The following is a 26363-nucleotide window of genomic DNA, read 5'->3' as shown; positions in this document are numbered from 1 at the left end:
GACGTCGACGCATGGAAGACCTGGGGGCCGAGGACCCTCGTTGGATCGGTCAGTACCGGTTGCTCCGGCGGCTGGGCGCGGGGGGCATGGGCCGGGTGTTCCTGGCGCACTCGGCCCGGGGGCGCACCGTCGCGGTCAAGCTCGTCCAGAGCGAGCTGGCGCGGCAACCGGAGTTCCGGCGCCGGTTCCAGCAGGAGGTCAAGGCCGCACAGCGGGTCGGCGGTGAGTGGACCGCCCCGGTGCTGGACGCCGACACCGAGGCCGCCACGCCCTGGGTGGCCACCGGTTACATCGCCGGGCCCTCGCTGCACGAGGTCGTCGCCAGGGGCGGCCGTCCGCTCCCCGAACGGTCGGTGCGCATCCTGGCGAACGGGCTCACCCGGGCGCTGAAGGACATCCACCGCGCCGGCCTGGTCCACCGGGACCTGAAGCCCTCCAACATCCTGATCACCATCGACGGCCCCCGCGTCATCGACTTCGGCATCGCCAGGGCCCTGGAGACCGTCACCGACGGCGTCCTCACGCGCAGCGGCGCGGTCGTCGGCTCGCCGGGCTTCATGTCGCCCGAGCAGGTGCGCGGTGAACGGGTCACGCCGGCCAGCGACGTCTTCTGCCTGGGCTCGGTGCTGGCGTTCGCGGGCACCGGCCGGCAGCCGTTCGGCACCTCGGACAGCGGCGTGCACGCGGTGCTGTACCGGATCGCCCAGGAGGAGCCGGACCTGACGGGGCTGCCCGGCGGGCTGCTCGACCTGGTGGCGGACTGCCTGCGCAAGGCCCCGGAGGAGCGGCCCACCCTGGACCAGCTGCTGGAGCGTACGGCCGGCGCGGAGGACGAGGACCCGGGCGAACCGTGGCTGCCCGGCAGTCTCGTCGCCCAACTGGGACGGCACGCCGTGGAGTTGCTGGAGGCCGAGTCGCCGGCCGGGCCGCCGCCGCTCCCGCGCCCGCCCGCGCCGCCGATGCCGCCCGCGATCGGTCCGGTGGGCGCCGGTACGGTGCCGCTGCCGCCGACCGTGCCGCCCACGGCGGCCCCGACTCCCCCGCCGCCGGCGCACGGTCCGGCCACCCCGCCGCCGCCGTCCGTCGCCCCGGCCCCGAGCACCCCGCCGCCCCCCGGTGGCCGGCCCCGCCGTGCCGCCGCTCCCGGCCGGCGGCCCCGGCGCACCGCCGCCGCCGGCCGTACCCCCGGCCCCGGCACCCCCGGCCTCGTCGCCGCAAGCCCCGGACTCCACGCCGGCCGGTCCGGGTCCGGCCACCCCGCCCGCACCGTCCGGCGCGCCCGCCGTACCACCGGTGCCGGCGCGCACGGCGGACCCGCGTGCGGCGGCCGCCGCCCCCCACCCCGCCTCCCCGGTCGCCCCCGCGTCTCCGGCCACTCCCGCCACTCCCGCCGAGCGGGGCACCCCACCCGCCGCCGCCTCCTCGCCGGCCGCACCGCCGCCGGGCGGAAAGCCGCCCGCGCCGTCCGTCCCGTCGGGGCCCGCCGGACCGCCCGGACCGGCGGCGCACCCGGGGAGTGCGGCGCCGGGCGTACCGCAGGGCCCGGCGGCACCGCGGGCCACCGGCGCCCCCACCCCTCCCCCGGCCCCCTGCGGGTCCCGGGGAATGCCGCCGGCCCGGGGGCACCGGCCGGTCCGGCGACGCCAGCCGGGCCCGCTCCGGTCGCCGGGCCCGCCGTGGCGGGATCCGTCCCGGCCGCCGGCGGTCCGCCCGCCGGCTTCGGCCCGCCGCAGGTCACCTCGTTCGACGCCCTCGACCCCACGCCGCCGGGCGGTGCCCCGCTGTCCGGTGGCTCCCCCCTGTCCGGTGGCGGGCACACCCCGCCGGGCGGGGTACCGCCGCTGGGCGGCGTGGGGCACGGCGGACCGGGAGCCCCCGGCGGGGGCCCGGACCCCGCCCGCAGGCGCCGCAGGCGGATGCTGCTCGCCGTCTCCGCCACCGTGGCGGCGGTGATCGTCGCGGGGGTGGCCACCTTCGTGCTCACCCGGGGCGGCGAGGGGACGGACACGGCGAAGGACCGGGACGACAAGCGGACGTCGCGGCCCGCCGACCGCTCCCCGAGCCCGAGCACCGCGCCCGAACCGTCCGGCTCCGGCAGCCCCGCGGGCACCGCCACCCGGCCGGCCACCACCGGGGACATCCCGGACGACTACCTCGGCGCCTGGGAGGGCGAGATCGAGGAGGACGGCAACCCGACCGGCAGGATCCGGCGGATCGTGCTGGGGCAGGGCACCAAGGGCTCGGAGGTCGCGGACGCGCTGACCTCGGGCGAGGACGCGTTCTGCCAGGAGACCGGGACCCTCAAGGAGGTCGCCCGGGACCTGCTGGTCATCGAGGCGGCCGAGACCTCCACCAGCATCCCGGAGGGCTCGTGCAGCGCCACCGGCGAGCAGACCCTGAAGCTCCAGGCGGACGGCTCGCTGACCTGGGTGGACAGCGACAGTTCGGCCACCGAGGCCACGCTCCGGCGCGCCGCGACCGACGGCGACGCCGTTCCCTCGTCGTACCTGGGCACCTGGCAGGCGACCGACGCGTACGGCGAAGAGGACACCACCTTCAAGCTCACCATCGCGCAGGGCGCCTACGGAACCACGGTGGCCACCACGCTCCGGCAGAGCAACCGGGCCGAGTGCGAGGGCGGGCTCCGGCTCGTCTCGACCCGGGACGGACTGGTGCTGAGCACCGAGGACGTCACCAAGTCGGTTCCGGAGGACGCCTGCACGCCCGTCCCGGCGATCACCCTCACCGCCGACGGCCGGGAGAAGCTGCGCCAGACGTACACCGACGACAACGGCGAGGAGCAGACCCAGACCTTCACCCGGCTGGAATGACGGCTCCCGGGACACCGCCACCGGCCCCGGCGGCGGGTCCGGCCGGTCCCGCGCGGGCAGGTCACCGGCCTGGCCCGGGCGGGTCACCGGCCTGGCCCGGGTAACGCGGCACCCCGGGCGCACGGCGGTCCCGGGCGCCCGGCGTCCGGGCCCACGGCGTCCGGGCGGACGGCGTCCGGGCCCACGGCATCCGGGGCCGGGCCGTTCCCCGTCCGGGGGCCGGGGCCCGGTCCGGTCCGCCACCGCCCCGGCACCGGCCGCCCATGGCCGCCCGGCGGCTACCGCCGGTGGGTCAGGAGGGCGGCTGCCGACGGCTCGTCGGACGCCCTGCCCAGGCGGCGGTAGCGCCCCGGCGCCTGCCCGTACTCGCGCTTGAACGCCTTGGCGAGCGCGTACTCGGAGCCGTACCCGGTACGGGCGGCGACCGCGGTCAGCGGGGCCGCGGACTCGCGCAACAGCTTGGCGGCCGTGGTCATGCGCCAGCGGGTCAGGTAGGCCATCGGCGGTTCGCCCACCAGGGCGGTGAAGCGGCGGGCGAAGGCCGCCCGGGAGAGCCCGGCCCGCGCGGCGAGCGACTCCACGGTCCACGGGGCGGCCGGGTCCTGGTGGATGGCGGTGAGTGCCGGGGCGACCGCCGAGTCGCCGAGGGCCGCGGCCCAGCCCTTGGCGGTCGCGGGCGGCTGCTCCTCCAGCCAGGCGCGCAGGATGTACAGCAGCAGCGAGTCGATCAGCACCGGGACTATCCCGGCCGAGCCGATGCGCGGGTTCTCCAGCTCCGCCCGGAGCAGCCCGACGGCGGAACAGAGCTCGGCGTGGCGGCCGTGCCGGGTGGCCAGGTGGATGACGTCGGGCAGCTGGCGGACGAGGGGGTGCGGGCGCCCCTGGTCCAGGCGGTAGTGGCCGCACAGCAGGCTGGTGGCCGGCCCGTCGCCGCCGAGGGAGACGGTGCCCAGCGGCGAGCCCGGACAGTACTGTTCGGGCCGCTCCTCCTCGGCCGGGGTGGCGGGGTCGTCGGCGAGTATGTGGTCGAAGCCGTCCCGCATGAAGATCACGTCTCCCGGCTCCAGGGCGATCGGCTCCAGGGGGGCCGTGGCCCCCAGCGGGATCAGCCAGCAGGTGCCGTGGAGCACCACGTGGAATCCGGCCCCGGCCACCCGGGGCAGTCGCAGGCCCCACGGCGCGCGGCCGTGGGTCCGCACCGAACTGGGCCGCCCGGTCCGCATCGAACCCAGCGCCTCGGTCAGGATGTCCAACGCCGCCCCTCCCCTCGCCGTACCGACGCCCGGTACCCCCGTCACCGGGCGTCCACCCTACGGTCCGCATCCGGCGGTCTCAGCCGACGGTGAGGACGACCTTGCCCTGCGCCCGTCCGGAGCCCACCAGCTCGTGCGCCTTGCCGGCCTCGGCCAGCGGGAAGGTCGCGTCGACGTGCGGGCGGATGCGCCCGGCGTCGACCAGCTCGGCGATCGCCTCCAGCGAGGCGTAGTCGGGCTCCACGGCGATCCCGGCGAAGCGGCGGCCGGCCGCCTCGACCTGCGCGGCGCGTTCCCGGTCGGCGTGCTCCATGATGCTCACGAGCGTGCCGCCGGGGCGCAGCACGGACAGCGAGCGCTCGCCGTCGGCGTTGGCGTCCAGGACGACGTCGAGGTCGGACAGCACCTCGGTGTAGTCGGTGGTGCGGTAGTCGATCACCTCGTCGGCGCCGAGGCCGCGTACGAAGTCGTGCTTGGGCGCACTCGCCAGGCCGATGACGTGGGCGCCGCGCGCCTTGGCGATCTGCACCGCGAAGTGACCGACGCCCCCGGCCGCGCGGCTGATGAGCACCCGCTGGCCCTCGCCGACCCGCGCCGCGTCGACCAGGCCGTGCCAGGCGGTGAGCGCGGCGAGCGGGATGGCCGCGGCGTGCACGTGGTCGATCGAGGCGGGCTTGCGGGCCACCTGGCGGGAGGGAACGGTGACGTACTCGGCGTAACCGCTGGCCGCCCGGGGGAAGAACGGCATCCCGAAGACCTCGTCCCCCGGCTTGAACCGGGCGCCCGGCCCCGCCTCCTCGACGGTGCCGGAGATGTCCCAGCCGAGCACGAACGGCGGCTCGCCGAGCAGCGGGTAGGCGCCGGACCGGACGGCCACGTCGACCGGGTTGACGGCACTGGCGTGCACCCGGACGAGCACCTCGGTGTAGCCCGGCTCGGGACGGTCGGTCTCCACCACCTCCAGCACCTCGGGCCCGCCGAAGGACTTCTGGCTGACTGCACGCATGGGGATCTCCCTCTTCTCCGGCCGGGCGGTCCGTCGGTCTGCTTCCGGCGGACCCGGCCCGGTGGTTGATGTGCTCAACCCTAGGAAGATCCAATGAGCGCCTGAATATCTCTTTGTCTCCGAAAGATGTCCAACCGTCTTTCGGCTCACACGAGGACCACCCGCCTGGGCGGCCGGCCCCACGCCGGGGCACACGGCGGGCCGGGGCCGGCGCGGCGGGCCCGTTGCGGCGGCGCCCCGGGGCCACGCGACGACTGCGCGCCGCGGTGCGCCCGCGGGCGCACGCCCCGAAGGCCCCGCGCGCGGACGCCGGCCCGGGGGTCAGCGGATGAGTGAGCGGCCGGTGGGCGCCAGCCGGAGCGAACGGGGCGCCGAGGTCTGTTCCCGCTCGATGCCCGGCAGCACCTCGTCACGGACGAGGGGACGGTCCCGGACCTCGGCCCGGTGCCGGCGGTACGCGTCCTCGTCGGGGTACGAGGCGAGGATCACGGCGACGTTCTCACCGGGGCGGACCGGCAGCCGGGGGAAGGTGTTGGGCGCGTGCTCGGAGGCCAGCAGGGCCAGCGGCGCGGGTCCGGTCTCCCGGAGCACCGGGAGGAGCCCGTCCCGGACCAGCTCGATGCCCCCGTCCCGTCCCGGTGCGAAGAACCACACGGTGGCGGCCACGAACCGGTCCGGTGCCGGAGCGCCGGCCGGGGCCCGCCCGGAGGGGCGGGCGGTGAAGCCGCCGGCCGACCACAGGGGGCGCAGCAGCAGGACGTCGTCGGAGTCGAGCATGGTGTCGTTCGCCCGGGGTCCGTGCCGGGACCACACCGGGCCGCCGTAGAAGTCCGTGAGCGCCCGGTGGCGCGTCTCCATGTCGGGGAATCCCCGCAGCCAGACGAAGCGGTCGGGGTCGTCGAGATCACGGAACTGGCCGAGCACGCGCGCGCCCGCCGCCTCCTGGGTCTCGACGAACTCGCGGTCGAACAGGTCGATGAGTTCGTCGCGCCGCCCGGGGCGCAGCGTGTACTGACGGAGCTCGATCACGGCGGGCGGACCGGCGGGGTCGGTGGGTGGCACGGCGATTCTCCTGCTCGGGGTCGTCCGGGTGGTGGCTACCACCGGCCCGGCCGACGGTAGGGGCGCCGTGCGACAGGTGCTGTCAGGGTTTCCGGGGAGAATGCGCGCATGTCTGCCGGTCGCCTGCTGTCGGTGCTGCTGTTGCTGCAAGCGCGGGGTGGCATGTCCGCCCGACGGATCGCCGGGGAGCTGGGGGTGTCGGTGCGCACCGCCTACCGCGACCTGGCGCGTCTGCAGGCCGCCGGGGTCCCGGTCCGCGCGGAGCCCGGCCGCGGGGGCGGCTACCGGCTGGTGGACGGCTACCGCACCCGGCTCACGGGGATGAGCGAGGGTGAGGCGCGGGCGCTGCTGTTCGCCGGGCTGCCGGGCCCCGCCGCCGAGCTGGGTCTCGCGGAGGAGGTGGCGGCGGCCCGGCTGAAGCTGCTCGCCGCGCTGCCGGCCGGGCTCCGCGAGGAGGTGGACCGGGTGGCGGCGGTGTTCCACCTGGACGCCCCCGGCTGGTACCGGGAGCCGGAGCGGACACCGCACCTGCCCCTGTTCGTCGACGCGGTGCTCGCGGGGCGCGCGGTGGACGTGCGCTACCGCCGCTGGCGCGCACCGCAGGAGGTGTGCCGTCGCCTCCGGCCGTACGGCCTGGTGCTCAAGTCCGGCACCTGGTACCTGGTGGCGGCCACGGAGAAGGGCATCGCGACCTACCGCGTCGCCCACGTCCTCGACGCGGCACCGGCCGACGAACTGTTCGACCGGCCGGCGGACTTCGACCTCGGCGCGCACTGGGCCGCCTACCTCGACGACTTCCGGGCGCGCCGCCACACCGGCACGGCCACCATCCGTCTGTCCCCGAAGGGACGCCGGCGCCTGCCCGACAACCTCCCGCCCGAGGTGGTCCGGGCGGTGGACGCCACCGCGACCGCCGTCGGCGACGACGGCTGGGTCGAAGCGGTGATCCCGGTCGAGGGCACGGAGCACGCCTGCGGGGAACTGCTGCGGCTCGGCGTGGACGTGGAGGTGGTCGCACCGGCCGGACTCCGTCGGGCCATGACCGCCACCGTGACGGCCCTCGCCCGGGCCTACGGGACCGGCTGACGCCCGGGCGGGGGGCGGCGGCCGCCGTGAGCGGTGCCGCACCGAGCGCGGGTCTCCCCCGTGCCGCCCCCTCCCACGCCGGTCACGGCGCCCACGCGTGGCGTCGGCGGTCAGCCCTCGTCCAGGCTCCGGCGAGCGCGGTGGATCACCCGCTGCGCCTCGGTCCCGTACACCGCCGAGCGTTCCAGCGTCTGCCAGACCCGCAGGTACGTGGCCACGGTCTCCGGGTCATCGAGCCACAGCTCGGCGTGCCAGTCCTCGGTGGTCGCCAGGCGGTTGTCCAAGATGGTGAAGCCGTTGGCCGGAGGTAAGCGCAGCGCGGCGGAGAGCGGCACGACACCGAACGAGACGGTGTCCATACCGATGATCCCGATCAACCGGTCGAGTTGGGCGCGCAGCACCGCCGGTGAGCAGACACGGGAGTGAAGGGCCGCCTCCCACACCAGCATGTGGAACTTCTTCCCGGGTACGTAGAGCTGCTCCTGCCGCTTCATACGGGCACGGACCGCTTCCTCGGTATCGCGCGGGGAGTTCTGGATGTCCGCATGCTGCGTGAACAGGGCCCGTGCGTAGTCCGCTGTCTGGAACAGCCCCGGGACCATCGCATTGGTCCACTTGTGCATGATGGTCGCGTCCGTTTCCAGCGCGTTCCACTTCTGCTGCACCGGCCGGTGTCCTGTCGCGAGTTGTCGTCGCCAGGAGCGGACGTGGGACTCCAACCCTTGTAAACGCGCCCGAAGTTCCGTAGCGGCGTCAGGATGACCGGTGGCCTCTGCCCACTGTCCCAGGTCTTGGGCGGTGGCGGTCTGCCGTCCGTTCTCCAGCTTGCTGACCTTCGACTGCGACCAGCCGAGCCGCTCTGCCAGCGCGGAACCGGTGAGTCGTCCTTCAGGGCTGGATTCACGCAGCTCGCGGAGGCGGATACCGAGTTCCGCGCGCGCCTTCTGAAAGTCCGTGCTCACCGGTCCAACGGTAGACCGCTACTCGGGGGCAGGCAGCTTGGCTTCGAACCTCTCGCCCGGGACGGCGTGGTGCCATGCCGCGTCCCGGTACTGGCAGTACCGCAGCACCCGGAGGGCTCCTTGATCAGCTCGACATCGACCAGGTTGTCGTCGTCGTCGAAGTTGAGCAGCGCAACGAGCCGCGAGTCGAAGATCCAGAAGTCCTCGGCGGGCAGCCTCAGCAGATCGGCCTCGGCACGCCACAGGTTGCGGATGTCCTCGCCCGCCGCCCTGTTCCGCCTCGCCGAAAACATGAGGTACCGCTGACCGATCGTCGGCGGATTGTCCACGATGCGCACGCGCTCACACCGCTCGCCCTGTTCCGTCTGCGCCCGGATCATGCCGAAGAACGGGTGACCGGCGGCCAGCGGTGCGGTGCCTGTCCTGACGAACTCCTGGTAGTCGGCGCCGGCTTCATCGCTCGCGAAGCGGCGCCGGGTCTCAAGCCGCCAGGCGGTGTGCTCGAACTTGCCGAAGAGACTCCCGAACTCACGCAGGTCGATGGTCCGCGCGGCCCGGGTGGCGTCCTTCGGCGCCCAGTCCACCAGGACCTCGCGCGGCACGACGACAGCCACCTCGCCCTCCGAGAAGTGCTGGAGCTGCGCGAGGTCGTCGGGGTCGGTGAGCGGCGGGCCGTGCACGATGACCTCACCGGTGTCCAGATCCTCGTGGACAGACGGACAACCGTCTTCACCCGAGTTCGTCCCATTGAAGCGCAGCCTGCGCGCCATGCTTCATTCCTCTCATCGGAGACCGTCCGCTACAGCATCTCCACTCTCCGTGAGAATGTCGACGCATAGCGACCCCGCTCGCGCGAATAATCGCGAATAGTCTCCTCCGGCCCCATCTGCCCGTCCCTAACGTCCGGTTCATGCAGCAGACGGCAGGGAGCGGGGTGCCGCGGGCCATGCGGCCGCGTCCCGCGAAGAGGCGCGCCTTCGGCGGGGAACGCGTCGCGCGCGCCTGGCGGGCGGTCTTCGACCACTTCGACACATGCCATGCGTGCCGGATGTCCGCGCGGGGGTGCGAGACGGCACAGGCCCTGCTGGCGGTCCACCGCCATCTCCAGGCGCGGCGGCGCTGAACCGGACCGCCACCGAGGCTGCCACCCAGACCCCCGTTCCGGCCGGACCGGAGCCCTGGCAGGTCGAGCCCTGCCGGAACGGGTGCACGTGCTCCACCGCGCGCGGAACGTCCTCGCGCGGCGTTGTCGCACAGAAGGGATCTTCCCGATGCGCCTGAGTGGATTCAAGGCCCTCGTCCGGCACGATCCGGATGACGGCGACACCATGCCGGACACCGACGCCCCGACCCCCGGCGGTCAGCAGGGCGGTTGCGGGAGCGGTGACGGCTGCGGCCGGCGCTGACGGCCGGACCAGGCACCACGCCGAGGGCGGGCCCGTGCACACCGGCCGCCCTCCTTCGCAGTGAGGCGGACAGCGACCATGCACCACCACGGCTATCTCTGGCTCGGCTCGGGGTACGAACTCGCGAAGGACGGGCCCCGCCGCCCGGGCCACCCGGAGTTCCCCACCGCCCGCGTCGTCCCGCTGGAACTGGCGCACTGGCTGCTCAAGCCGCGCCCGTTCGTCCAGGGGACCTGGGACGACCCAGGTGCCGCCGCGGCCTGGTTCGGGCAGCGGGCCCGGGAACACGCCTCCGCCTTCGCCACCGCGCACGACCGGGACGTGGAGCGGATCGCCGGGAAGGTGGAGAGCGCCCGGCGGGCGGCGGCCGGCGGTGAGGACGTGGCCGGGGGCTGGTACCTCACCGGCCAGCGGTTCCTCTCGGTGTGCCTGGTCGCCTGCGATCCGCACCCGGCCCGGCCGGAGTTCCCCTGCCCGGAGCAGTAGCGGACCACCGCCCGGCCGGAACGCGGCCCCGGCACCCCGGGGCCGCCCGCGTCCCGTAAGGGGCACCCCGGCCTCGTACGGGCCCTCGGCCCCCTCAAGGGGCACCGGCCCCTTACGGGCAGGCCGGTCCCGGGCGGGGCCCGGCGCCCTCGGGGTGCCCGGACGGCACCGGGCCCCGGTCGCGCGGCGGGGCGCGGCCGGGGCCCGGTGTCCTGACGGCCCGTGCGGTGCGGTCGCCGCACCCGGAGCCGCACCGCTCCGCGGCAACGGCTCACGCGGCGCGGCTCACGCGACTCACAGGAACGAGTTGATCTCGATCGTCTCGTCGCGGCCCGGGCCGACGCCGATCGCCGAGATCGGCGCGCCGGACATCTCCTCCAGCGCCTTCACGTACGCCTGGGCGTTCTTCGGCAGGTCGGCGAAGGTCTTCGCCTTGCTGATGTCCTCCGACCAGCCGGGCAGCATCTCGTACACCGGCTTGGCGTGGTGGAAGTCGGTCTGGCTGTACGGCAGCTCCTCGACCCGCTTGCCGTCGATCTCGTAGGCGACGCAGACCGGGATCTGCTCCCAGCCGGTGAGCACGTCGAGCTTGGTGAGGAAGAAGTCCGTGAGGCCGTTGACCCGGGTCGCGTAGCGCGCGATGACCGCGTCGAACCAGCCACAGCGACGGTCGCGGCCGGTGGTCACCCCGCGCTCGTGGCCGATGGTGCGCAGCTTCTCGCCGTCCTCGTCGAACAGCTCGGTCGGGAACGGGCCCGCGCCGACGCGCGTGGTGTACGCCTTGAGGATGCCGATGACCCGGCTGATCTTCGTCGGGCCGACGCCGGCACCCGTGCAGGCACCGCCCGCGGTCGGGTTGGAGGAGGTGACGAAGGGGTACGTGCCGTGGTCCACGTCGAGCAGCGTGCCCTGGCCGCCCTCGAAGAGCACGACCTTGCCCTCGTCGATGGCGTTGTTGAGCACCAGGGTGGTGTCGCAGACGAACGGGCGGAGCTTGTCCGCGTAGCCCAGCAGCTCCTCCACGACCTGGTCCGCGGCGATGGCGCGGCGGTTGTAGAGCTTGGCCAGAATCTGATTCTTGAAATCGAGGGCCGCCTCCACCTTCTGCTGGAGGATCGACTCGTCGAAGATGTCCTGAACGCGGATGCCGACCCGGTTGATCTTGTCGGCGTACGTCGGGCCGATCCCACGCCCGGTGGTGCCGATCTTCCGCTTGCCGAGGAAGCGTTCGGTCACCTTGTCGAGGGTGGTGTGGTAGGGCGTGATCAGATGGGCGTTACCGCTCAAGAGCAGCTTGGAGGTGTCCACGCCGCGCTCGTTCAGTCCGCTCAGCTCGGAGAGCAGGACCGCCGGGTCCACGACGACACCGTTGCCGATGACCGGGGTGCACCCCGGGGAGAGGATTCCGGAGGGGAGGAGGTGGAGCGCGTACTTCTGGTCGCCGACGACGACCGTGTGGCCGGCGTTGTTGCCGCCCTGGTAACGCACCACGTAGTCCACGGAGCCGCCGAGCAGGTCGGTGGCCTTTCCCTTGCCCTCGTCACCCCACTGAGCACCGAGCAGCACAAGTGCGGGCACAGGCGTACACCCCTTCCGGGCGGGGCATGTCCAACGTGCGTGGTGGCGAGCTACGCCACAAGAGCCGTCGAACCGGTGCCCCGGATAGACGAAGCCCCTGGCGCAACAGCGACAGGGGCTCTTGCACCGAGAGATTACCTGAGGAAGGACCGAGGTGTCGGCTCCAGACCCCGCCGGAGATTCTCCCCGGGACGCCCGGGGGCGCCCGCTGCTCGTGATCATCGACCCCGCCGCGCGCCGTACGGACGGCGAATCCGTGCGGATCACCAGAGACGTGCTGTGCGCGGGCGCGGACGTCAAGCTCTGTCTTCCGGACCGGCCGGAGGAGGTCGTACGGGCGCTCGCCCGCCGGGGCTCGCGCCGCCCGGTGGTGGTCGGTGACGACCGGGCGCTGCTGCACGTGGTGCGGGTGCTCCAGCACCGCCGGGAGCTGGCGGCGGCCGCGCTGTCGGTGGTGCCGGTGGGCAGCGCCGGCGCGGTGGCACTGGCCCGGTCGCTGGGGGTGCCCACCGGCGCGGTGGCCGCGTCCCGCACCGTGCTCGGCGGCCGGGAACGCCGGCTCGACCTGCTCCAGGACGACAGCGGCCAGGTGGTGCTGGGCGGTCTGCGGATCCCCTCCGGCGGCGGCCCGGACGGTCACGGCGGCCCGGACGGCCACGGCGGGTTCGGTGCCGCCGGGTACGGCCCTTACGGGTACGGCCCCGGCGGGTACGACCCGGACGGGTACGGCCCTTACGGGTACGCCCCGGACGGGCCCGGCCCCGACGGGTACGGCCCTTACGGATACGGCCCCGGCGGGTACGCGTACGAGCCGTTCGACGGCTTTCCGCCGGACCCGCCGGGGCACCGGGCGGACGGCACCGCCCCCGGGATCCCGCGGCCGGCCCGCCGCGAGCCCGTCCTCCTCGGCCCCGTGGCCGCCGCCGGCACCTCCGGGAAGGGCGGCGAGGACGGCCGCACCCCGGCGTCCGGCACGCCCCCGGACGGGACGGACGACGAGCGGCACCGGCCCTGGTGGAGCCCCGCGGCACGGACCGCCCGCTCCGCGCTGGCGATGCTCTCCGTACCGGTGCCCGGCCTCGGCGGCACCCCGCGCCGGGGCGGGGCGCCGCGGCAGCCCCACCGGCTGCGGGTGGAGGCCGACGGGGTGCTCCTGACCGACCTCGACCAGCCGGTGGAGCAGGTCTCGGTGTCGGCCCCGGACGCCGGGCTGGCCGAGGTCGTGGTGCACACGCCGGGGGCCAGGAACCCGGTCGTGGCCCGCGCCCGCGCGATCACCGTCTCCGGCCCGGACTTCCGGTACCGGGCGGACACCCTCGTCGGCGGGCCGGTCCGGACCCGCACCTGGACCGTGCTCGCCGACGGCTGGAGCCTGCTGCTGCCCCCGCACGGCTGACCCCGGCGCGCCCCGCGCCCGGCCGCCCGCGGGCCCGGCCCCTGCAGGGCGGCGAACCGTACGGGCGCGGCAGCCGGCGCCGACCGTACGGGCGCGGCGGTCGGGCGGCTGCCGTCAGCTGCCCTCCGCGGCCCGGCGTTCGGCCATGAGGGCGCGCCAGCGTTCCATCATCCCGTGCAGTTCGTTCTGGACGAACTCGAAGAACTCGGCCGTCTCGGCGGCCCGCCGGCCCGCCGGGGTGTCCGGACCCAGCGCCCGGACACCGTCCCGCAGGGTGTTCTCCCAGCGGGTGAGCAGCTGGTCGCGGCGGGTGAAGGTGGTGTACCAGAGCTCGTTGTGGAGGCGGTAGCGGTCGCGGCGGGAGCCCGGCTCCCGCTCCCGGCCCACCATGTCCACCTGGGACAGGTAGCGGACCGCGCCGGAGACCGCGGCCGGGCTGATCCGCAGCCGTTCCGCCAGCTCCGCCGAGGTCAGGCTGGCCGAGTCGGAGACGAGCAGCGCGGCGAAGACCCGTGCCGCCATGCGCTGCATGCCGGCGTCGGTGAGGTCGCCGGCGAAGCGTTCGATGAAGCGGCCCACCGCGGCGTCGTCCCGCTGCCGGTCCGCCGCCCGGTCCCCGTCACGGCCGTCCCCGGCGCCGTCCGTGGCACTCCCGCCCGCTGCGGCACTCCCGGCCCCCGCGGGCCCCGCCGGGCCGGTCGTACCGCCCGGTCCGGTCGCCCGGCCCGCGCCCGCCGGCCCGGTCGTCCCGGCCCCGTCGGCCGTCTGCGTCACCCCGGTCACCTGGTCCGTCCTCTCCCCGTCTCCGGCCCCCAATTTTATACATTTTCCAGCTTCACAAATTTGCGAACGACCCGTAGCTTCTGAATCATGACGACGGCAATCACGGTGTCCGGACTCCGCAAGTCCTTCGGCCGGACCCAAGCGCTGGACGGTCTGGACCTGCGGGTCGGCCGCGGCGAGGTGCACGGCTTCCTGGGGCCGAACGGAGCGGGGAAGTCCACGACGATCCGCGTCCTGCTCGGGCTGCTCCGCGCCGACGGCGGTACCGCCGAGGTCCTGGGCCGGGACCCCTGGCACGACGCGGTCGGCCTCCACCGGCACCTCGCCTACGTCCCCGGCGACGTGACCCTGTGGCGCAACCTCACCGGCGGAGAGGTCATCGACCTGTACGGACGGCTGCGCGGGGGCCTGAACGGGGACCGGCGGGCGGAGCTGCTGGAGCGCTTCGAGCTGGACCCGACGAAGAAGGGCCGCGCCTACTCCAAGGGCAACCGGCAGAAGGTGGCCCTGGTGGCCGCCTTCGCCTCGGAGGCGGACCTGCTGATCCTGGACGAGCCGACCTCCGGCCTCGACCCGCTGATGGAGGAGGTGTTCCAGCGCTGCGTCACCGAGGCCCGCGACCAGGGCCGCACCGTGCTGCTCTCCAGCCATGTGCTCAGCGAGGTGGAGGCGCTGTGCGACCGGGTCAGCATCATCCGGCGGGGCCGGACCGTGGAGACCGGCTCGCTCACCGACCTGCGCCACCTCACCCGCACCTCGGTGACGGCCGAGCTGGCCGGCCCGCCGGACGGCCTGTCCGGCCTCCCCGGCGTCCACGACCTGGAGGCGCACGGCGGCCGGGTGTCGCTCCAGGTGGACGCCGAGCACCTGGGCACGGTGCTGCGGCGGCTCGCCGGGACCGGGGTGCGGAGCCTGACCAGCCGGCCGCCCACCCTGGAGGAGCTGTTCCTCCGCCACTACCAGGAGGGCTCCACCGCCGCGGACCGGCACACCGCCACGGCCCGGCGCACCGCCGGGACCCGCCGCACCCCCCGCGCCGCCCGCGGCGGGAAGGGGACCGCGCGATGACCACGACCGCCGGCACACCGGCCGGCACCCGCGCCCCCGCGGCCGGGCCGCGCCCGAACCGCCACCTGGCGGGCACCGGCACCCTGCTCCGGCTGGCGCTGCGCCGGGACCGGGTGATGCTGCCCGCCTGGGTGCTGACCCTGGGGCTGATCACCTACAGCACGAAGGACCGGCTGGAGTCGATGTACGCCACCGCCGCCGAACGCGCCGACCTGGTGGAGAACACCAACGGCAGCGGGGCGACCCGGGCGCTGTTCGGCCCGGCGTTCGGCGACTCACTGGGAGCGCTGACCGCTTGGCGGGTGGGCGGCTTCCTCGCCGTCGGCGCGGGCATCATGAGCGTGCTGCTGGTGGTCCGGCACACCCGCGAGGAGGAGGAGACGGGCCGTCAGGAGGCGCTGGCGTCGGGGATGGTGGGCCGGCGGGCGGGCGTCACCGCCGCGCTGCTCACCGCCGTCCTCGCCAACGCCGCGACGGCCGTGCTGGTCACCGGTCCGCTGCTCGGCGAGGACCCGGCGGGCGCCGTGGCGCTCGGCCTCTCCGTGGGCCTGACCGGCCTGGTCTTCGCCGCCCTCGCCGCCGTCGCCGCGCAGTTCACCGAGAACGCGCGGCTGGCCCGGGGCATCGCCCTGGGCGCGCTGGGCATCGCCTTCCTGCTGCGGATGGCGGGCGACGCGGCGCGCGACGCCACCACGGGGTCCGGCCATGTGCTGGGGTGGCTGTCACCGCTCGGCTGGGCCGGGGCCGTCCGCCCGTTCGCCGGCGACCGGTGGTGGCCCCTGGCCCTGTCGGCCCTGCTCACCGCCGTGTCCGCGGCGGTGGCCCACGCGCTGGTGGCCCGCCGCGACATCGGTACCGGGTTCTGGCCGGCCCGCCCCGGCCCGGCCTCGGCCGGCCCCGCCCTGGGCGGCGTGTACGGCCTGGCCTGGCGCCTCCAGCGCGGTTCGCTGCTCGGCTGGGCCGTCGGCATGGTCTTCGCCGGGGCGGTGCTGGGCAGCATCGCGGACGGGGTGGGCGACATCATCGGCGACAACACCGGCGCCCGCGACCTGTTCCGGCGGATGGGCGGGCAGGAGGGTGTCTCGGAAGCCTTCCTCGCCGCCATGGTGAGCATCCTCGGCCTGGTCACCACGGTGTACACCGCCGGTTCGGTGCTGCGGCTGCGCGGCGAGGAGACCGGGCAGCGGGCCGAACCGCTGCTGTCACACCCGGTCGGCCGGCTGCGCTGGGCCGGCAGCCACCTGCTGATCGCCTACCTCGGCCCGGCGGTACTGCTGGCCGCCGGCGGCCTGGCGCTGGGCATCGGGTTCGGCGCCGCCACCGGTGACCTCGGCGGGGAACTGCCCCCGGTGCTGGCCGCCATGCTCGCCCAGTTGCCGGCGGTCTGGGTGATCACCGGTCTGGCGGTCCTGGTCGTCGGTCTGCTGCCCCAGCTCTCCCCGGCCGTCTGGGGAGTGGTCGGCGCGGTCGTGGCGATCGGCTGGCTGGGGCCGGCGGCCGACCTGCCGCAGTGGGTGGTGGACGTGTCGCCCTTCGGGCACCTGCCGAAGCTGCCGGGCGGTGAGGTCTCGGCGACGCCGTTCCTCTGGCTGACCGGCCTGTCGGTGGTCCTGCCTGCGGCGGGCCTGGCGGCACTGCGCCACCGGGACCTGGCGTCCTGACCGCCCCGCGCCACCGCGGCCCTGACCGCCCTGCACCCCGGGGCCCTGACGGCCCCGCACCTCCACGACCCGGTGACCCTGACGGCCCCGCACCACCGCGGCCCGGCACCCTGAGGGCCCTGCACCCGCCCGGACGGCCCGCCCCACAACGGGCCGTTCGGGCGGGTACGGGCGGAGGTCAGAGGATCCTGATCTTCTCGATCCTGACCCCGCCGGGGTGGTTGGGCCAGTTGAAGGTGGTCCACTTGTCGATGGGGGTCGCGGGCTGCCACCTCCCGTCTCCGTACCACTGGACGCGGTTGTTCCCGGTCCAGATCTTGTCCACCCACTGGGTCCCCGGCCGTTCGAAGGACCATTCCCCCGCGTTGGCGAAGCAGAAGTGGTAGTCGCTCCAGCCGCCGCCGTAGTCGTTGTGCCAGTCCACGAGGAGGAACTCGCTGTTGTCGTTGCACTCGACCGTGTTGATCGCGGACGCGGACTGCGGGGCGACGGTGAGCGTGACCGCCGCGAGCGCGGCCACCAGGGCGGCCTTGACCGCCCGCCGGTTGATTCGGGTCACGTGGGTTCTCCTCTGCGAAACCGTGGAAGTGGGACGGCGCCCGTCCCGGTGCGGTTGCCCTGCGCGCACCACCGGTGCGCGGTGTGCGCACGCCGGAGCTCACGCCGGAGCTCTCGATGCGCGTCGGTGGTTCAGAGGATCCTGATGCCGTCGATCCGGACCCCGCCCGGGTGGTTCGGCCAGGTGAACACGGTGTTCTTCCCGATCGGCTCCGCCGGCTGCCACCTTCCGTCCCCGTACCACTGGACGCGGTTGTTCCCGGTCCAGATGCGCGTGGCCCAGTACCCCTGGACGCCCCCCACATGGCGCTGGCCGGCGTTGGCGAAGCAGAAGTCCTCGTCCAGTTCGGTGCCGCCCAGGTGCGCCGTGACGCGGACGAATTCATCGCTGACGCAACGCACCGCGTCGATCGCGGACGCCTGCGGCGTGGTGGCGACGGTGAGTGTGGCCGCCGCCGCCAACGTCACCAGCACGGACGGTAAGACGCGTTTGGCTTTCCGGTTCATGGGGGTCCTCCTCGGAGCCGCTGCGGTGCAGGCCCGGCACGAGCGCTGCGGGCCAGGGGAAACGCTACGGAGGTCCGCGGACCGTGGTCGTCACCTGGCAGAGCGCACTTCGGCGTAGCTCCCAGGGGGGACGGGCCGTCGGCCGTACTCCGGGCACGGGCGCGAGCACGGTTACGGGCACGGGCGCGGGTACGGGGCGCGAGCACGGTTACGGGCGCGGGTACGGGGCGCGGGCATGGGTACGGCGCGAGCACGGGCACGGGGGCACGGCCGGCAGGTGCCGGGCGAACGCCGGGGCGGGCCGTCGCGCGGACCGTGAGTCCCGGCATCCGGGAGCCATGGCATCCGCGAGTCCTGGCATTCGCGAGTCCTGGCATCCGGGAATGGCATCGGGCCGGGCCGGGCCCGTCGGCGCGGCCGTCCGGTCACCGCCCGCGGCCGCCCCGGCCGGGCCGCCGGCACCGCTAGACTCACCCCGATGATCAGCCTTCGGAGGCTCACGGCGCGATGGTGCCGGTCCGACGTGATGATCCGGGATCTCCCCCTCGGGCTGCTCCTTCTCGCGCTGTCACTGCTGCCGGCGTTCGACAGCCAGGGGACACAGCTGGGCGGCGTGCCGCCCCGTCCCCTCGACGCGGTGGCCGGCGCGGCCCTGCTCCTCGAATGCCTTCCGCTCGCCGTGCGCCGGCGGTGGCCGGTGCTCTGCCTGGCGCTGGTGTCGCTCGGCTTCGCCCTCGATCAGCTGCGCGGGTACCACCTGGTGGCGGGCACCGCGCTGCTGGTCGCGCTGCTCAGCGCCGGCTGCCATCTGGAACGCCGCCGGCGCGTCACCGTGCTGCTGTTCTCCGCGGCGTACGTGGTGCTGGCGGTCGCCCTCTCCCGGCTCGGCTCGGGCGAACCACCGAGCGGGTTCGTGACGTTCTACGTGGTGCTCGCCTTCACCTGGGGGGCCGGGGCGTGGCTGCGCGCCACCCGGGCCGCGGAGGCCGAACGCCGCCGCCGCATCGCCGAGGACACCCGGGCCGCCGAGCGCAGCCGCATCGCCCGTGAGCTGCACGACGTGGTGACCCACCACGTGACCGCCATGGTCGTGCAGGCCGAGGCCGCCCGCTACCAGACCGCCGCACCGGACCGGCTCGACCGGGCACTGGCCTCCGTGTCGGACACCGGCCGGCGGGCCATCGGCGATCTGCGGCACCTGCTCGACCTGCTCGGCCCCGAGCACGGCACCGGGGCGGCGGAACCGGCCGAACCCAGGACACCGCCGGTCGGCAGCCTGTACTCCCTCGTGGAGCGGACGCGCCGGGCCGGGCAGCCGGTGGAGTTCACCGAGGAGGGTACTCCGGCGGAGACGGCCGGCAGTGCCGATCTCGTGGCGTACCGGGTGGTGCAGGAGTCCTTGACCAACGCCCTCAAGCACGCCCACGGCAGCCGCACCTCGGTCCGGGTGCGGCACGGCGGGGACGAGATCACCGTGGAGGTCCGCACGGACGGTTCCGGCTCGCCGGGCCCGTCCCCCGGGGGGAGCGGGCGGGGCCTGGCCGGCCTGCGCGAACGGGTCCGCGTCCTGGGCGGCGACTTCAGCGCCCAGCCGCGAACGGGCGGCGGCTTCGTCGTCCGGGCCCGCATACCGGCGGGGAGTCCGTCGTGACCGCGCCGCTGCGGGTCCTGGTCTGCGACGACCAGACGCTGGTCCGCACCGGGCTGGTGACGATCATCGACGCCCAGCCCGACCTGGAGGTGGTGGGCGACTGCGCGGACGGGCGGACCGCTGTCGACCTCGCCACCGAACTGCGCCCGGACGTGGTGGTGATGGACGTGCGCATGCCGGTGCTCGACGGCATCGAGGCCACCCGGCTGCTGGCCGGCGCCGGGGTGCCGCATCCCGTCAAGGTGCTCGTGGTGACCACGTTCAACCTGGACGAGTACGTGTACGAGGCGCTGCGCGCGGGAGCGAGCGGGTTCCTGCTCAAGGACGCGCCGCCGGCCCAGCTGCTGGACGGGATCCGGACCGTGGCCACGGGCGCGGCGCTGCTGGACCCCGGGGTGACCCGCCAGCTCGTGGGCCGGTACGCGGCCCGGATCCGGCCCGCCGGGGACACCCCGCCCGACCTCCCGCTGACCCCCCGCGAACTGGAAGTGCTCCGCCTGATCGCGAACGGCCTGTCCAACAGCGAGGTCGCCGCGACCCTCGTGATCAGCCAGGAGACCGTCAAGACGTTCGTGTCACGCATCCTCGCCAAACTCGGCCTCCGCGACCGGGTCCAGGCCGTCGTCTACGCCTACCGGCACGGGCTGGTGACCTGACGTGCATCCGGGCGGGGCCCTCGGCGCCGGACCCGGTGGGCCGGGGGACCGTCCGGTGCGCCACGTTGTCCACAGCCTGTGGACAAATTTGGTGGGTTACGCGGCGGAGCCCGGGGCCGGACGGCTGGGCGCCCGGACGGCCGGGAGGCAGAGCGGCACGGCGGCAGGACGGCAGGGTGGCGGGGCCGGTGGGCGTGGCGCCGTCGGGCTCACGGCCGGGCCGCCGGGTGGCAGCCGGGGGCGGCGGCCGTACCGCCGGGCCGGGGACGTATCCCAGCCCCCGGGCCGGGATACGCATCTCCGCCGCCGGCCCGAAGGACACCGCCGCCCCGCCCGGTGGCCGGGCACCGCCGGCATCCGCGGCCGACGGCCGGGGACCGGCCGGCTCAGATCTCGACCAGGAGTTCCCGCAGGCCACGGATCACGAAGCCCGGCTTCCACTCCGGCTCCCGGACCAGCCTCATGCCGGGGGCCCGGCGCAGCAGCGCGCCGAAGGCGGCGGCGAGTTCCACCCGGGCGAGCGGCGCGCCCAGGCAGTAGTGGATGCCCGCACCGAACGACAGGTGCGGGTTGTCCTCCCGCGACAGGTCCAGCTCGTCCGGCCGGTCGAAGCGGTCCGGGTCCCGGTTGGCCGAGCCGAACAGCAGCGCCACCTCGCTGCCCCGGGGGATGACGGTCCCGCCGACCTCGATGTCGTCGAGCACCCACCGCTCGAACAGCTGGAGCGGGGTGTCGAAGCGCAGCAGCTCCTCGACGGCGGTGGGCAGCAGCTCGCCGGGGCGGGCGCGCAGCTCGGCGAGGTGCCCGGGATGGCGGAACAGCGTCCACCAACCGTTGCCGGTGGAGTTGACCGTGGCCTCGTGGCCGGCGTTCAGCAGCAGCGCGCAGGTGGACACCATCTCCTGCTCGGTGAGCCGGTCACCCTCGTCGTGCGCCTCGATCAAGGCGCTGATCAGGTCGTCACCCGGTGTCTTGCGGCGGGCGGCGATCAGGTGGCGCAGGTAGGCGGAGAACTCCACCGAGGCGCTGACCGCACGGCGGGCCGCCTCCTCGCCCGGGTTCAGCTCGTACATCCCGCAGATGTCCGCCGACCAGGGCCGGAGCAGTTCCCGGTCGGGTTCGGGGACGCCCAGCATCTCCGCGATGACGGCCACCGGCAGGGGTTCGGCCACCGCCTCGATCAGGTCCCCGCCGCCGTCCGCGATCAGCTCCTCCACCAGTTCGTCCGCCATCCGCTGGACGGTCGGGGTGAGGAGTTCGACGGTGCGCGGGGTGAACGCCTTGGAGACCAGGCGGCGGATGCGGGTGTGGTCCGGGGCCTCCAGGTCCAGCAGACCGTGGTCGTTGAGGGTGTGGAACGGGGCGTGCTCCGGCGGCGGCGGGGTGCGGCCGAACTCCTCGTCGCTGAACCGGTGCCGGTAGGTGCGGCCCAGCCGGCGGTCGCGGAGCAGGGCGCTGACATCCGCGTGACGCGGGATCAGCCACTGGCCGGTGCGCGGAAAGTGGTGCGCCCGGCCCGCCGCGCGCAGTTCGGCGTAGACCGGGTACGGGTCGGCGACGAAGGCCGGGTCCCACGGGTCGAAGGCGGTGACCGCGCTCATGCCATGTCCCTTCGGTACGTTTCCGGGCCCCGTCCCGCCCTGCCCCGCGCCGCTCCGCCGGTATCGGGGGAACCGGCTGAACCGCCGGAACCGGCACCGGATCCGCGGGTGCCGGCACGGTCCCGGGTGCGGGGCCGGTCCTGGGTGGCGGCCCCGGGGGTTGTCGGGGCGGTTTTCCGGGTGCGGGGGTCGTTCCCGGGGGCGGGGGTGGTTCCCCGAGTGACGCGGCGGTCCGGCTCCCCGCGTCGGCCCGGCCAGCCGCCACGGCACGCCGGGCCGGGGTGACGGGCCGGGTGCCGGTCCGTCCGTACGGCCCGGCCCGGGTTCCGGTCGTACGCCCCCGAACCGGTCGTACGGCCCGGAACCGGTCGTACGGTGCCGGCTCCCGGCCGTGCGGCCGGAGCGCACCGCCGTCGGCCCGGTCCGGGTGGTCCGGCGGTGCGCCGCGTTCCGTGCTCCGTGCTCCGTGTGCGGCAGGCCGCACACGCCTCGCTCATCTCCTCGCAGGGTAGCCCGGCCCGGCGCTCTCCCCGTGGTACGGCGGCGGGTGGCGGATCGCGTCGAGCAGTTCCCGGAACGGGCCGGTGCCCGGGGTCAGGGCCACGAAGTGACCGGCGCCGGGCAGCTCCCGCAGGACCGGCCGGACGCCGGACGGCGCGACGGCGGTGCCGGGCCGGCCGTCGGGGGCGGCACCGGACCGGGCCCCGGCGGCGTCGTCCGGCCGGGCCCCGGCGGCACCGGCCGCGGTGTCCGCCCGGGCCGTCACCGCCGCGACGTAGCGCCGCGACAGTTCCACCGGTACGTCCGGGTCGGCGGTGCCGTGCAGCACGGTGACGGGGACCGGGGCGGGCGGCAGCCGCACCGGATCGGTCCGGGCCAGCAGCCCGGCCACCCGCTCCGAACCGCCGAGCAGGGCGGCGACCGCCCCCTGGCTCAGGCCCAGCTCGTGCGCCCGGGCGAGGTCCGCCACCGGCGCCACGGCCACCACCCGGTCGCCGGGGGCGGCCCCGGTGGCGGCGAGCCACAGCGCCAGGTGACCGCCGGCCGAGTGGCCGGCCACCACCAGCGGGCGGCCCGCCGCGACCGGGTGCCGGCGCACCGCGTCCCGGGCCGCCGCGACGTCCTCGAAGGTCTGCGGCCAGCCGCCCGCACCACCCACCCGCCGGTACTCGGCGAGCGCCACCGGCACGCCGGCCCGAGCGAGCGCGGCGGCGCACGGCGTGAGGTGCAGGCGGTCGAACGCCTGCCGCCAGAACCCGCCGTGGAACAGCAGCACCACGGGGGCCGGGGCACCGTCCGCCCCGCCCCGCCGCCCGGGGTCCACGTCCCCGGGCGGCAGGTAGAGGTCGACGACCTGGTCGGGGTGGCTGCCGTAGGCGACGGTCGCGTCCGGCGGGACGGCGGCGAGCGCGAAGAACGCCGCCTCCTCCGCCCCGGTGACCGCCGCCGCCTCCTCCGCCCCGGTCTCCGCCCGGGCCCCGGCCGCCGCACCGTCGTGCGCGGGGCCGGCCCCGGCCGTGGCCACCGCCTGCCCGGTCACGGACCCGCCCTGCTCGGGCGCGGATTCCGCCACCCCGGTCTCGGACACGGGCCCGATCCCGGGGCCCGCCGGACGCGGCCCGCCGACCGGGCCGGGGCCGGCGGCGGCACGGTCGCCGGCCCCCCGTGCGCCCGGCCGGGCGGCCCGGCCGCCGGGCCCGGCCTGCCCGCCGGCCGGGGTGACACGGTCGTCCGGCTCGCGGCTGCCGGTCACAGCGGGCGTGCCTCCTTCCCCGCGCCCCCGCCGGCGGCCGGCACGGCGTCCGCGGCCGGTCGCGGGCCCGTGGCCGGCACCGCGGCCGGGTCACCGGGGGCGGCCGGGCCCCCGGCGGCGTCCTGGTCGCGGAGCACCTCCGCCAGCACCCATGCCGCGCGCTCCACGTCGGCGAAGCCGGTGTACAGCGGGGTGAAGCCGAACCGCAGCACGTCCGGGCGGCGGAAGTCGCCGACCACACCGCGGCGGATCAGCTCGGCCATCACCGCGCCCGCCGCCGGAACACCGTCCGCCCCCGACCCGGCACCCGCCGCGGCCCCGGCGCCGTTCCCGGTCCCGGCACCGGCCGGGCGTCCGGGGAGGCAGCGCAGCGACACCTGGCTGCCGCGCTCACCGTGGGCCTCGGGCGTCACCGGCTCCACCCGGCCCGGCGGCACGTACGCGCCGACGCAGCGGAGGAAGAAGTCGGTCAGCGCCAGGCTCTTGGCGCGTACCGCCGTCACCTCGACCCCGTCCCAGGCGTCGAGCGCGGCCTCCAGGGCGAGCAGGGAGAGGATGTCGGGCGTGCCGACGCGTCCCCGGACGGCCCCGTCCGCGGGGGTGTACCGCGGCTCCATGCCGAACGGGTCGGCGTGGGAGTTCCAGCCCGGGAGCGGCGAGTCGAAGCGCGGCTGGAGGGCCCGTGCCACGTACAGGTAGGCGGGCGCGCCCGGTCCGCCGTTGAGGTACTTGTACGTGCAGCCGACCGCGAGGTCCACGCCGTGCTCGTCGAGCCCCACCGGCAGCGCCCCCGCGCTGTGGCACAGGTCCCACACCACCCGGGCGCCCGCCGCGTGCACGGCGGCGGTGATGCCGGGCAGGTCGTGCAGCCGGCCGGTGCGGTAGTCCACGTGGTTCACCAGCACCACCGCGGTGCGCGGCCCGAGCGCCCCGACGATCTCGCCCGGGGCGACCGGCCGCAGGACGCAGCCGGTCATCCGGGCCGCCGACTCGGCGATGTAGCCGTCGGTGGGGAAGCTGGTGGCGTCCACCAGGATCTCGTCCCGGACCGGCCCGTCCGGCGCGCCGCCGGGCGCCTCCGCCGCGTCGGCGCGGGCGACGCGTACCGCCGCCACCACGGCCTTGAAGACGTTGACGCTGGTGGAGTCGGAGACCACCACCTGGCCGGGGGCGGCGCCGATCAGCTCACCGATGCGGTCGCCGACCCGTTCCGGCGCGGTCCACCAGCCGCTCTCCTCCCAGGACCGGATGCGCATCCGGCCCCACTCGTGGCCGATCACCTCGGCCATCCTCGGGGCGACGCCCCGGGGCAGCGCGCCCAGGGAGTTGCCGTCCAGGTAGACGGTCTCCTCGTCGAGGACGAACCGGTCCCGGAGCGCGCGCAGCGGGTCCGCGGCGTCCAGCCGGGCCGCCTCCGCCGCCAGCGGGCGGCCGGCGGCCCCGGACCGGTCCCCGGGACCGGTGACGGTCATGGGCGGGGTGCTCTGCTCAGCGGTGTCAGACATGGCTGCGCGCCGTCCACAGCTCGGGGAAGACGTTCTTCGCGGCGCGCTTCTCCAGCCACGCGACGCCCGCCGAGCCGCCGGTGCCGGGCTTGGCGCCCATCGCCCGGCGAGTGGCGGCGAGGTGGTCGTTGCGCCAGCGCCAGACCAGCTCGGCCACCTCGGTCAGCGCCTCGCCCAGGCGGATCAGGTCGCTCTCGTCCGCCTTCGCCTCGCTGTAGATCCGCTGCCAGGCCCGTTCCACGGCCGGGTCGGGCTCGTACCGCCGGGTGAGGTCGCGGTCGAGCACGGCGGCGGGGATGTCACAGCCGCGCCGGGCGAGGTACGCCAGCACCTCGTCGTACAGGCTCGGCTCGGTGAGCGCCTTCTCCAGCTCGGCGTGGACGCGCGGCGCGCCCCGGTGCGGGACGAGCATCGACGCCGACTTCTCGCCGAGCAGGAACTCCAGCCTGCGGTACATCGCGGACTGGAAGCCGGAACCCTCGCCGAGCGCCGACCGGTAGGCGTTGAACTGGCCGGGCGTGAGGTGCGCCAGCGGCTTCCAGGAGGCGTTGAGCGACTCCATCTCGTAGGTGGAGCGCTTGAGCGCGGCCAGCGCGGTGGGCAGGTCGTCACCGCGCAGGGCCTGCGCGGCGGTCTGCCACTCGTGGACGATGACGGTGAACCACAGCTCCATCACCTGCGTGGTGACCAGGAAGGCCATCTCGCCCGGATCGTCGGACAGCGGGTGCTGGAGGTGGGTGAGGACGTCCGCCTGTACGTAGTCCTCGTAGGGGGTGGTGCCCTGGAAATCGAGGAACGGGTTCTCCGGCTCGTTTCCGTGCTGGGCGTCGGGCGCATCGTGATGGTGCGACATCACTGCTTCTCCTCGTACTACGTGCTCCCGGGTAGCGGTCCGCCCCTTCCTCTCGGCATCGGAGCCCCGGTCCCCTCGGGGTCCCGGCATCACGGGAGCCCCGCCCGCATCATCCGTGGCGACTCGTGCATACGGCAAGGGCCCGCCTGGCGGAGGTTCCGCGGCAGACGGGCCCGGGTACGGGTTCGCGGCCCGTCAGCCGAGGGTGTCCGCCGCCGTGGGGGAGCTGTCCCGCAGGAACGTCGAGCAGCGCTCGTACTCGTCCTGCTCACCGATCGCCTGCGCGGCGCGCGCCAGCGCGTGCAGCGCGCGGAGGAAGCCGCGGTTCGGCTCGTGCTCGAACGGCACCGGGCCGTGGCCCTTCCAGCCGTTGCGGCGCAGCGCGTCCAGCCCGCGGTGGTAGCCGGTGCGGGCGTACGCGTACGACTCGACCACCCGGCCGGCCTCGAACGCCTCGTCGGCGAGCTGGGCCCAGGCCAGGGACGACCCGGGGTACTTGGCGGCGACCTCGGCGGGCGCCGCACCGGAGGCGAGCAGTTCGCGCGGCTCCGGGTCGTCGGGCAGGTGGGTCGGGGGCGGTCCCCCGAGCAGGTTCTCGTGAATGGCCATGGCTCCAGTCTGCCGGACCGGGCGCCCCGGTACCCCGCCCGGACGGCCCGGACCGGCGGACGCGGTCCCGCCCCGGCGGACGGCCGGACGGG

At 75.4% G+C, this 26363-nt stretch carries 23 protein-coding genes and 2 pseudogenes; 10 read left to right on the top strand and 15 right to left on the bottom strand.

From position 1 onward, the window contains the following. The first annotated feature begins 11 nt into the window (after nucleotides 1-11). Entirely contained in the window at nucleotides 12-2831 is a 2820-nt protein-coding gene (locus IHE55_RS32285) for a serine/threonine-protein kinase (RefSeq protein WP_197989628.1), read from the top strand. 278 nt (nucleotides 2832-3109) lie between these two features. Here IHE55_RS32285 and IHE55_RS15900 read toward each other — a convergent pair whose 3' ends face one another. The 3 genes from IHE55_RS15900 to IHE55_RS15890 all read right to left on the bottom strand — a co-directional run bounded on the left by IHE55_RS15900 (nucleotide 3110) and on the right by IHE55_RS15890 (nucleotide 6152). Beyond that, complete coding sequence (locus tag IHE55_RS15900; protein WP_197989627.1) at nucleotides 3110-4084, bottom strand: AraC family transcriptional regulator; 975 nt, start codon at nucleotides 4082-4084, stop codon at nucleotides 3110-3112. Between the two features lie 79 nt (nucleotides 4085-4163). Beyond that, the gene (locus IHE55_RS15895) at nucleotides 4164-5090 is read right to left on the bottom strand and encodes an NADP-dependent oxidoreductase (RefSeq protein ID WP_197989626.1); all 927 of its coding nucleotides are present in this window, start codon (nucleotides 5088-5090) and stop codon (nucleotides 4164-4166) included. 321 nt (nucleotides 5091-5411) lie between these two features. Next, on the bottom strand, nucleotides 5412-6152 hold the full coding sequence (locus IHE55_RS15890) for an NIPSNAP family protein (protein WP_197989625.1): 741 nt from the start codon (nucleotides 6150-6152) through the stop codon (nucleotides 5412-5414). 108 nt (nucleotides 6153-6260) lie between these two features. On the opposite strand from IHE55_RS15890, the gene IHE55_RS15885 reads away from it, so the two are divergent. Then, on the top strand, nucleotides 6261-7238 hold the full coding sequence (locus IHE55_RS15885; protein WP_197989624.1) for a helix-turn-helix transcriptional regulator: 978 nt from the start codon (nucleotides 6261-6263) through the stop codon (nucleotides 7236-7238). Nucleotides 7239-7348: 110 nt separating this feature from the next. Here the strand turns inward: IHE55_RS15885 and IHE55_RS15880 are convergent, their stop codons facing one another. From IHE55_RS15880 to IHE55_RS15875, 3 genes and pseudogenes are all read right to left on the bottom strand, one after another. After that, complete coding sequence (locus IHE55_RS15880; RefSeq protein ID WP_307826881.1) at nucleotides 7349-7903, bottom strand: DUF5753 domain-containing protein; 555 nt, start codon at nucleotides 7901-7903, stop codon at nucleotides 7349-7351. A gap of 90 nt (nucleotides 7904-7993) precedes the next feature. Next, nucleotides 7994-8200, bottom strand: a pseudogene (locus IHE55_RS32675) (helix-turn-helix domain-containing protein); the annotation flags it as partial. Between the two features lie 18 nt (nucleotides 8201-8218). Continuing rightward, nucleotides 8219-8970: pseudogene (locus tag IHE55_RS15875) on the bottom strand (DUF6879 family protein). Between the two features lie 140 nt (nucleotides 8971-9110). On the opposite strand from IHE55_RS15875, the gene IHE55_RS15870 reads away from it, so the two are divergent. From IHE55_RS15870 to IHE55_RS15865, 3 genes are all read left to right on the top strand, one after another. Continuing rightward, nucleotides 9111-9323, top strand: coding sequence for a hypothetical protein (locus IHE55_RS15870; RefSeq protein WP_197989622.1), 213 nt, complete (start codon nucleotides 9111-9113; stop codon nucleotides 9321-9323). A 148-nt stretch (nucleotides 9324-9471) separates the two neighbouring features. After that, complete coding sequence (locus IHE55_RS32280) at nucleotides 9472-9606, top strand: hypothetical protein (protein WP_269671494.1); 135 nt, start codon at nucleotides 9472-9474, stop codon at nucleotides 9604-9606. Between the two features lie 60 nt (nucleotides 9607-9666). After that, entirely contained in the window at nucleotides 9667-10092 is a 426-nt protein-coding gene (locus IHE55_RS15865) for a hypothetical protein (RefSeq protein WP_307826685.1), read from the top strand. Between the two features lie 294 nt (nucleotides 10093-10386). Here IHE55_RS15865 and IHE55_RS15860 read toward each other — a convergent pair whose 3' ends face one another. Beyond that, nucleotides 10387-11670 (bottom strand): adenylosuccinate synthase, encoded by a 1284-nt coding sequence (locus IHE55_RS15860; RefSeq protein WP_197989621.1) that lies wholly within the window; start codon nucleotides 11668-11670, stop codon nucleotides 10387-10389. 154 nt (nucleotides 11671-11824) lie between these two features. Here IHE55_RS15860 and IHE55_RS15855 point away from each other — a divergent pair, with 154 nt between their 5' ends. Further along, complete coding sequence (locus IHE55_RS15855) at nucleotides 11825-13066, top strand: diacylglycerol kinase family protein (RefSeq protein ID WP_307826684.1); 1242 nt, start codon at nucleotides 11825-11827, stop codon at nucleotides 13064-13066. Between the two features lie 114 nt (nucleotides 13067-13180). On the opposite strand, the gene IHE55_RS15850 is transcribed toward IHE55_RS15855, so the two are convergent. Then, nucleotides 13181-13645, bottom strand: coding sequence for a GbsR/MarR family transcriptional regulator (locus IHE55_RS15850; protein WP_307826683.1), 465 nt, complete (start codon nucleotides 13643-13645; stop codon nucleotides 13181-13183). A gap of 291 nt (nucleotides 13646-13936) precedes the next feature. Here IHE55_RS15850 and IHE55_RS15845 point away from each other — a divergent pair, with 291 nt between their 5' ends. Next, nucleotides 13937-14917, top strand: a complete 981-nt coding sequence (locus IHE55_RS15845; protein ID WP_197989620.1) for an ABC transporter ATP-binding protein — start codon at nucleotides 13937-13939, stop codon at nucleotides 14915-14917. Next, nucleotides 14914-16578, top strand: coding sequence for an ABC transporter permease (locus IHE55_RS15840; RefSeq protein WP_197989619.1), 1665 nt, complete (start codon nucleotides 14914-14916; stop codon nucleotides 16576-16578). The genes IHE55_RS15845 and IHE55_RS15840 overlap by 4 nt, the downstream gene beginning before the upstream one ends. 178 nt (nucleotides 16579-16756) lie before the next feature. Here the strand turns inward: IHE55_RS15840 and IHE55_RS15835 are convergent, their stop codons facing one another. Then, nucleotides 16757-17137 (bottom strand): beta/gamma crystallin domain-containing protein, encoded by a 381-nt coding sequence (locus tag IHE55_RS15835; RefSeq protein ID WP_307826682.1) that lies wholly within the window; start codon nucleotides 17135-17137, stop codon nucleotides 16757-16759. Between the two features lie 131 nt (nucleotides 17138-17268). After that, nucleotides 17269-17643 carry a beta/gamma crystallin domain-containing protein gene (locus IHE55_RS15830; RefSeq protein ID WP_197989618.1) on the bottom strand — a complete coding sequence of 125 codons (375 nt, stop codon included), beginning with the start codon at nucleotides 17641-17643 and terminating at the stop codon, nucleotides 17269-17271. A gap of 478 nt (nucleotides 17644-18121) precedes the next feature. Between IHE55_RS15830 and IHE55_RS15825 the strand changes: the two genes are divergently transcribed. Beyond that, nucleotides 18122-19294 carry a sensor histidine kinase gene (locus tag IHE55_RS15825; protein WP_197989617.1) on the top strand — a complete coding sequence of 391 codons (1173 nt, stop codon included), beginning with the start codon at nucleotides 18122-18124 and terminating at the stop codon, nucleotides 19292-19294. Further along, complete coding sequence (locus IHE55_RS15820; protein WP_197989616.1) at nucleotides 19291-19950, top strand: response regulator; 660 nt, start codon at nucleotides 19291-19293, stop codon at nucleotides 19948-19950. Before IHE55_RS15825 ends, IHE55_RS15820 begins: the two co-directional genes overlap by 4 nt. 386 nt (nucleotides 19951-20336) lie before the next feature. Here the strand turns inward: IHE55_RS15820 and IHE55_RS15815 are convergent, their stop codons facing one another. The 5 genes from IHE55_RS15815 to IHE55_RS15795 all read right to left on the bottom strand — a co-directional run bounded on the left by IHE55_RS15815 (nucleotide 20337) and on the right by IHE55_RS15795 (nucleotide 26271). Beyond that, nucleotides 20337-21551: a cytochrome P450 gene (locus tag IHE55_RS15815; protein WP_197989615.1), complete on the bottom strand. Its 1215-nt coding sequence runs from the start codon at nucleotides 21549-21551 to the stop codon at nucleotides 20337-20339. Nucleotides 21552-22044: 493 nt separating this feature from the next. Continuing rightward, nucleotides 22045-23139 (bottom strand): alpha/beta hydrolase family protein, encoded by a 1095-nt coding sequence (locus IHE55_RS15810; protein ID WP_307826681.1) that lies wholly within the window; start codon nucleotides 23137-23139, stop codon nucleotides 22045-22047. A 161-nt stretch (nucleotides 23140-23300) separates the two neighbouring features. Further along, nucleotides 23301-24776 (bottom strand): kynureninase, encoded by a 1476-nt coding sequence (locus tag IHE55_RS15805; RefSeq protein WP_232266398.1) that lies wholly within the window; start codon nucleotides 24774-24776, stop codon nucleotides 23301-23303. A gap of 25 nt (nucleotides 24777-24801) precedes the next feature. Then, nucleotides 24802-25662: a tryptophan 2,3-dioxygenase family protein gene (locus IHE55_RS15800; protein ID WP_197989613.1), complete on the bottom strand. Its 861-nt coding sequence runs from the start codon at nucleotides 25660-25662 to the stop codon at nucleotides 24802-24804. Nucleotides 25663-25857: 195 nt separating this feature from the next. After that, nucleotides 25858-26271, bottom strand: coding sequence for a DUF3151 domain-containing protein (locus IHE55_RS15795; protein WP_197989612.1), 414 nt, complete (start codon nucleotides 26269-26271; stop codon nucleotides 25858-25860). Nucleotides 26272-26363 lie beyond the last annotated feature (92 nt).

This window comes from Streptomyces pactum, assembly GCF_016031615.1.
Classification (GTDB): domain Bacteria; phylum Actinomycetota; class Actinomycetes; order Streptomycetales; family Streptomycetaceae; genus Streptomyces; species Streptomyces pactus.
This window is presented reverse-complemented; position numbering and strand designations above follow the sequence as displayed.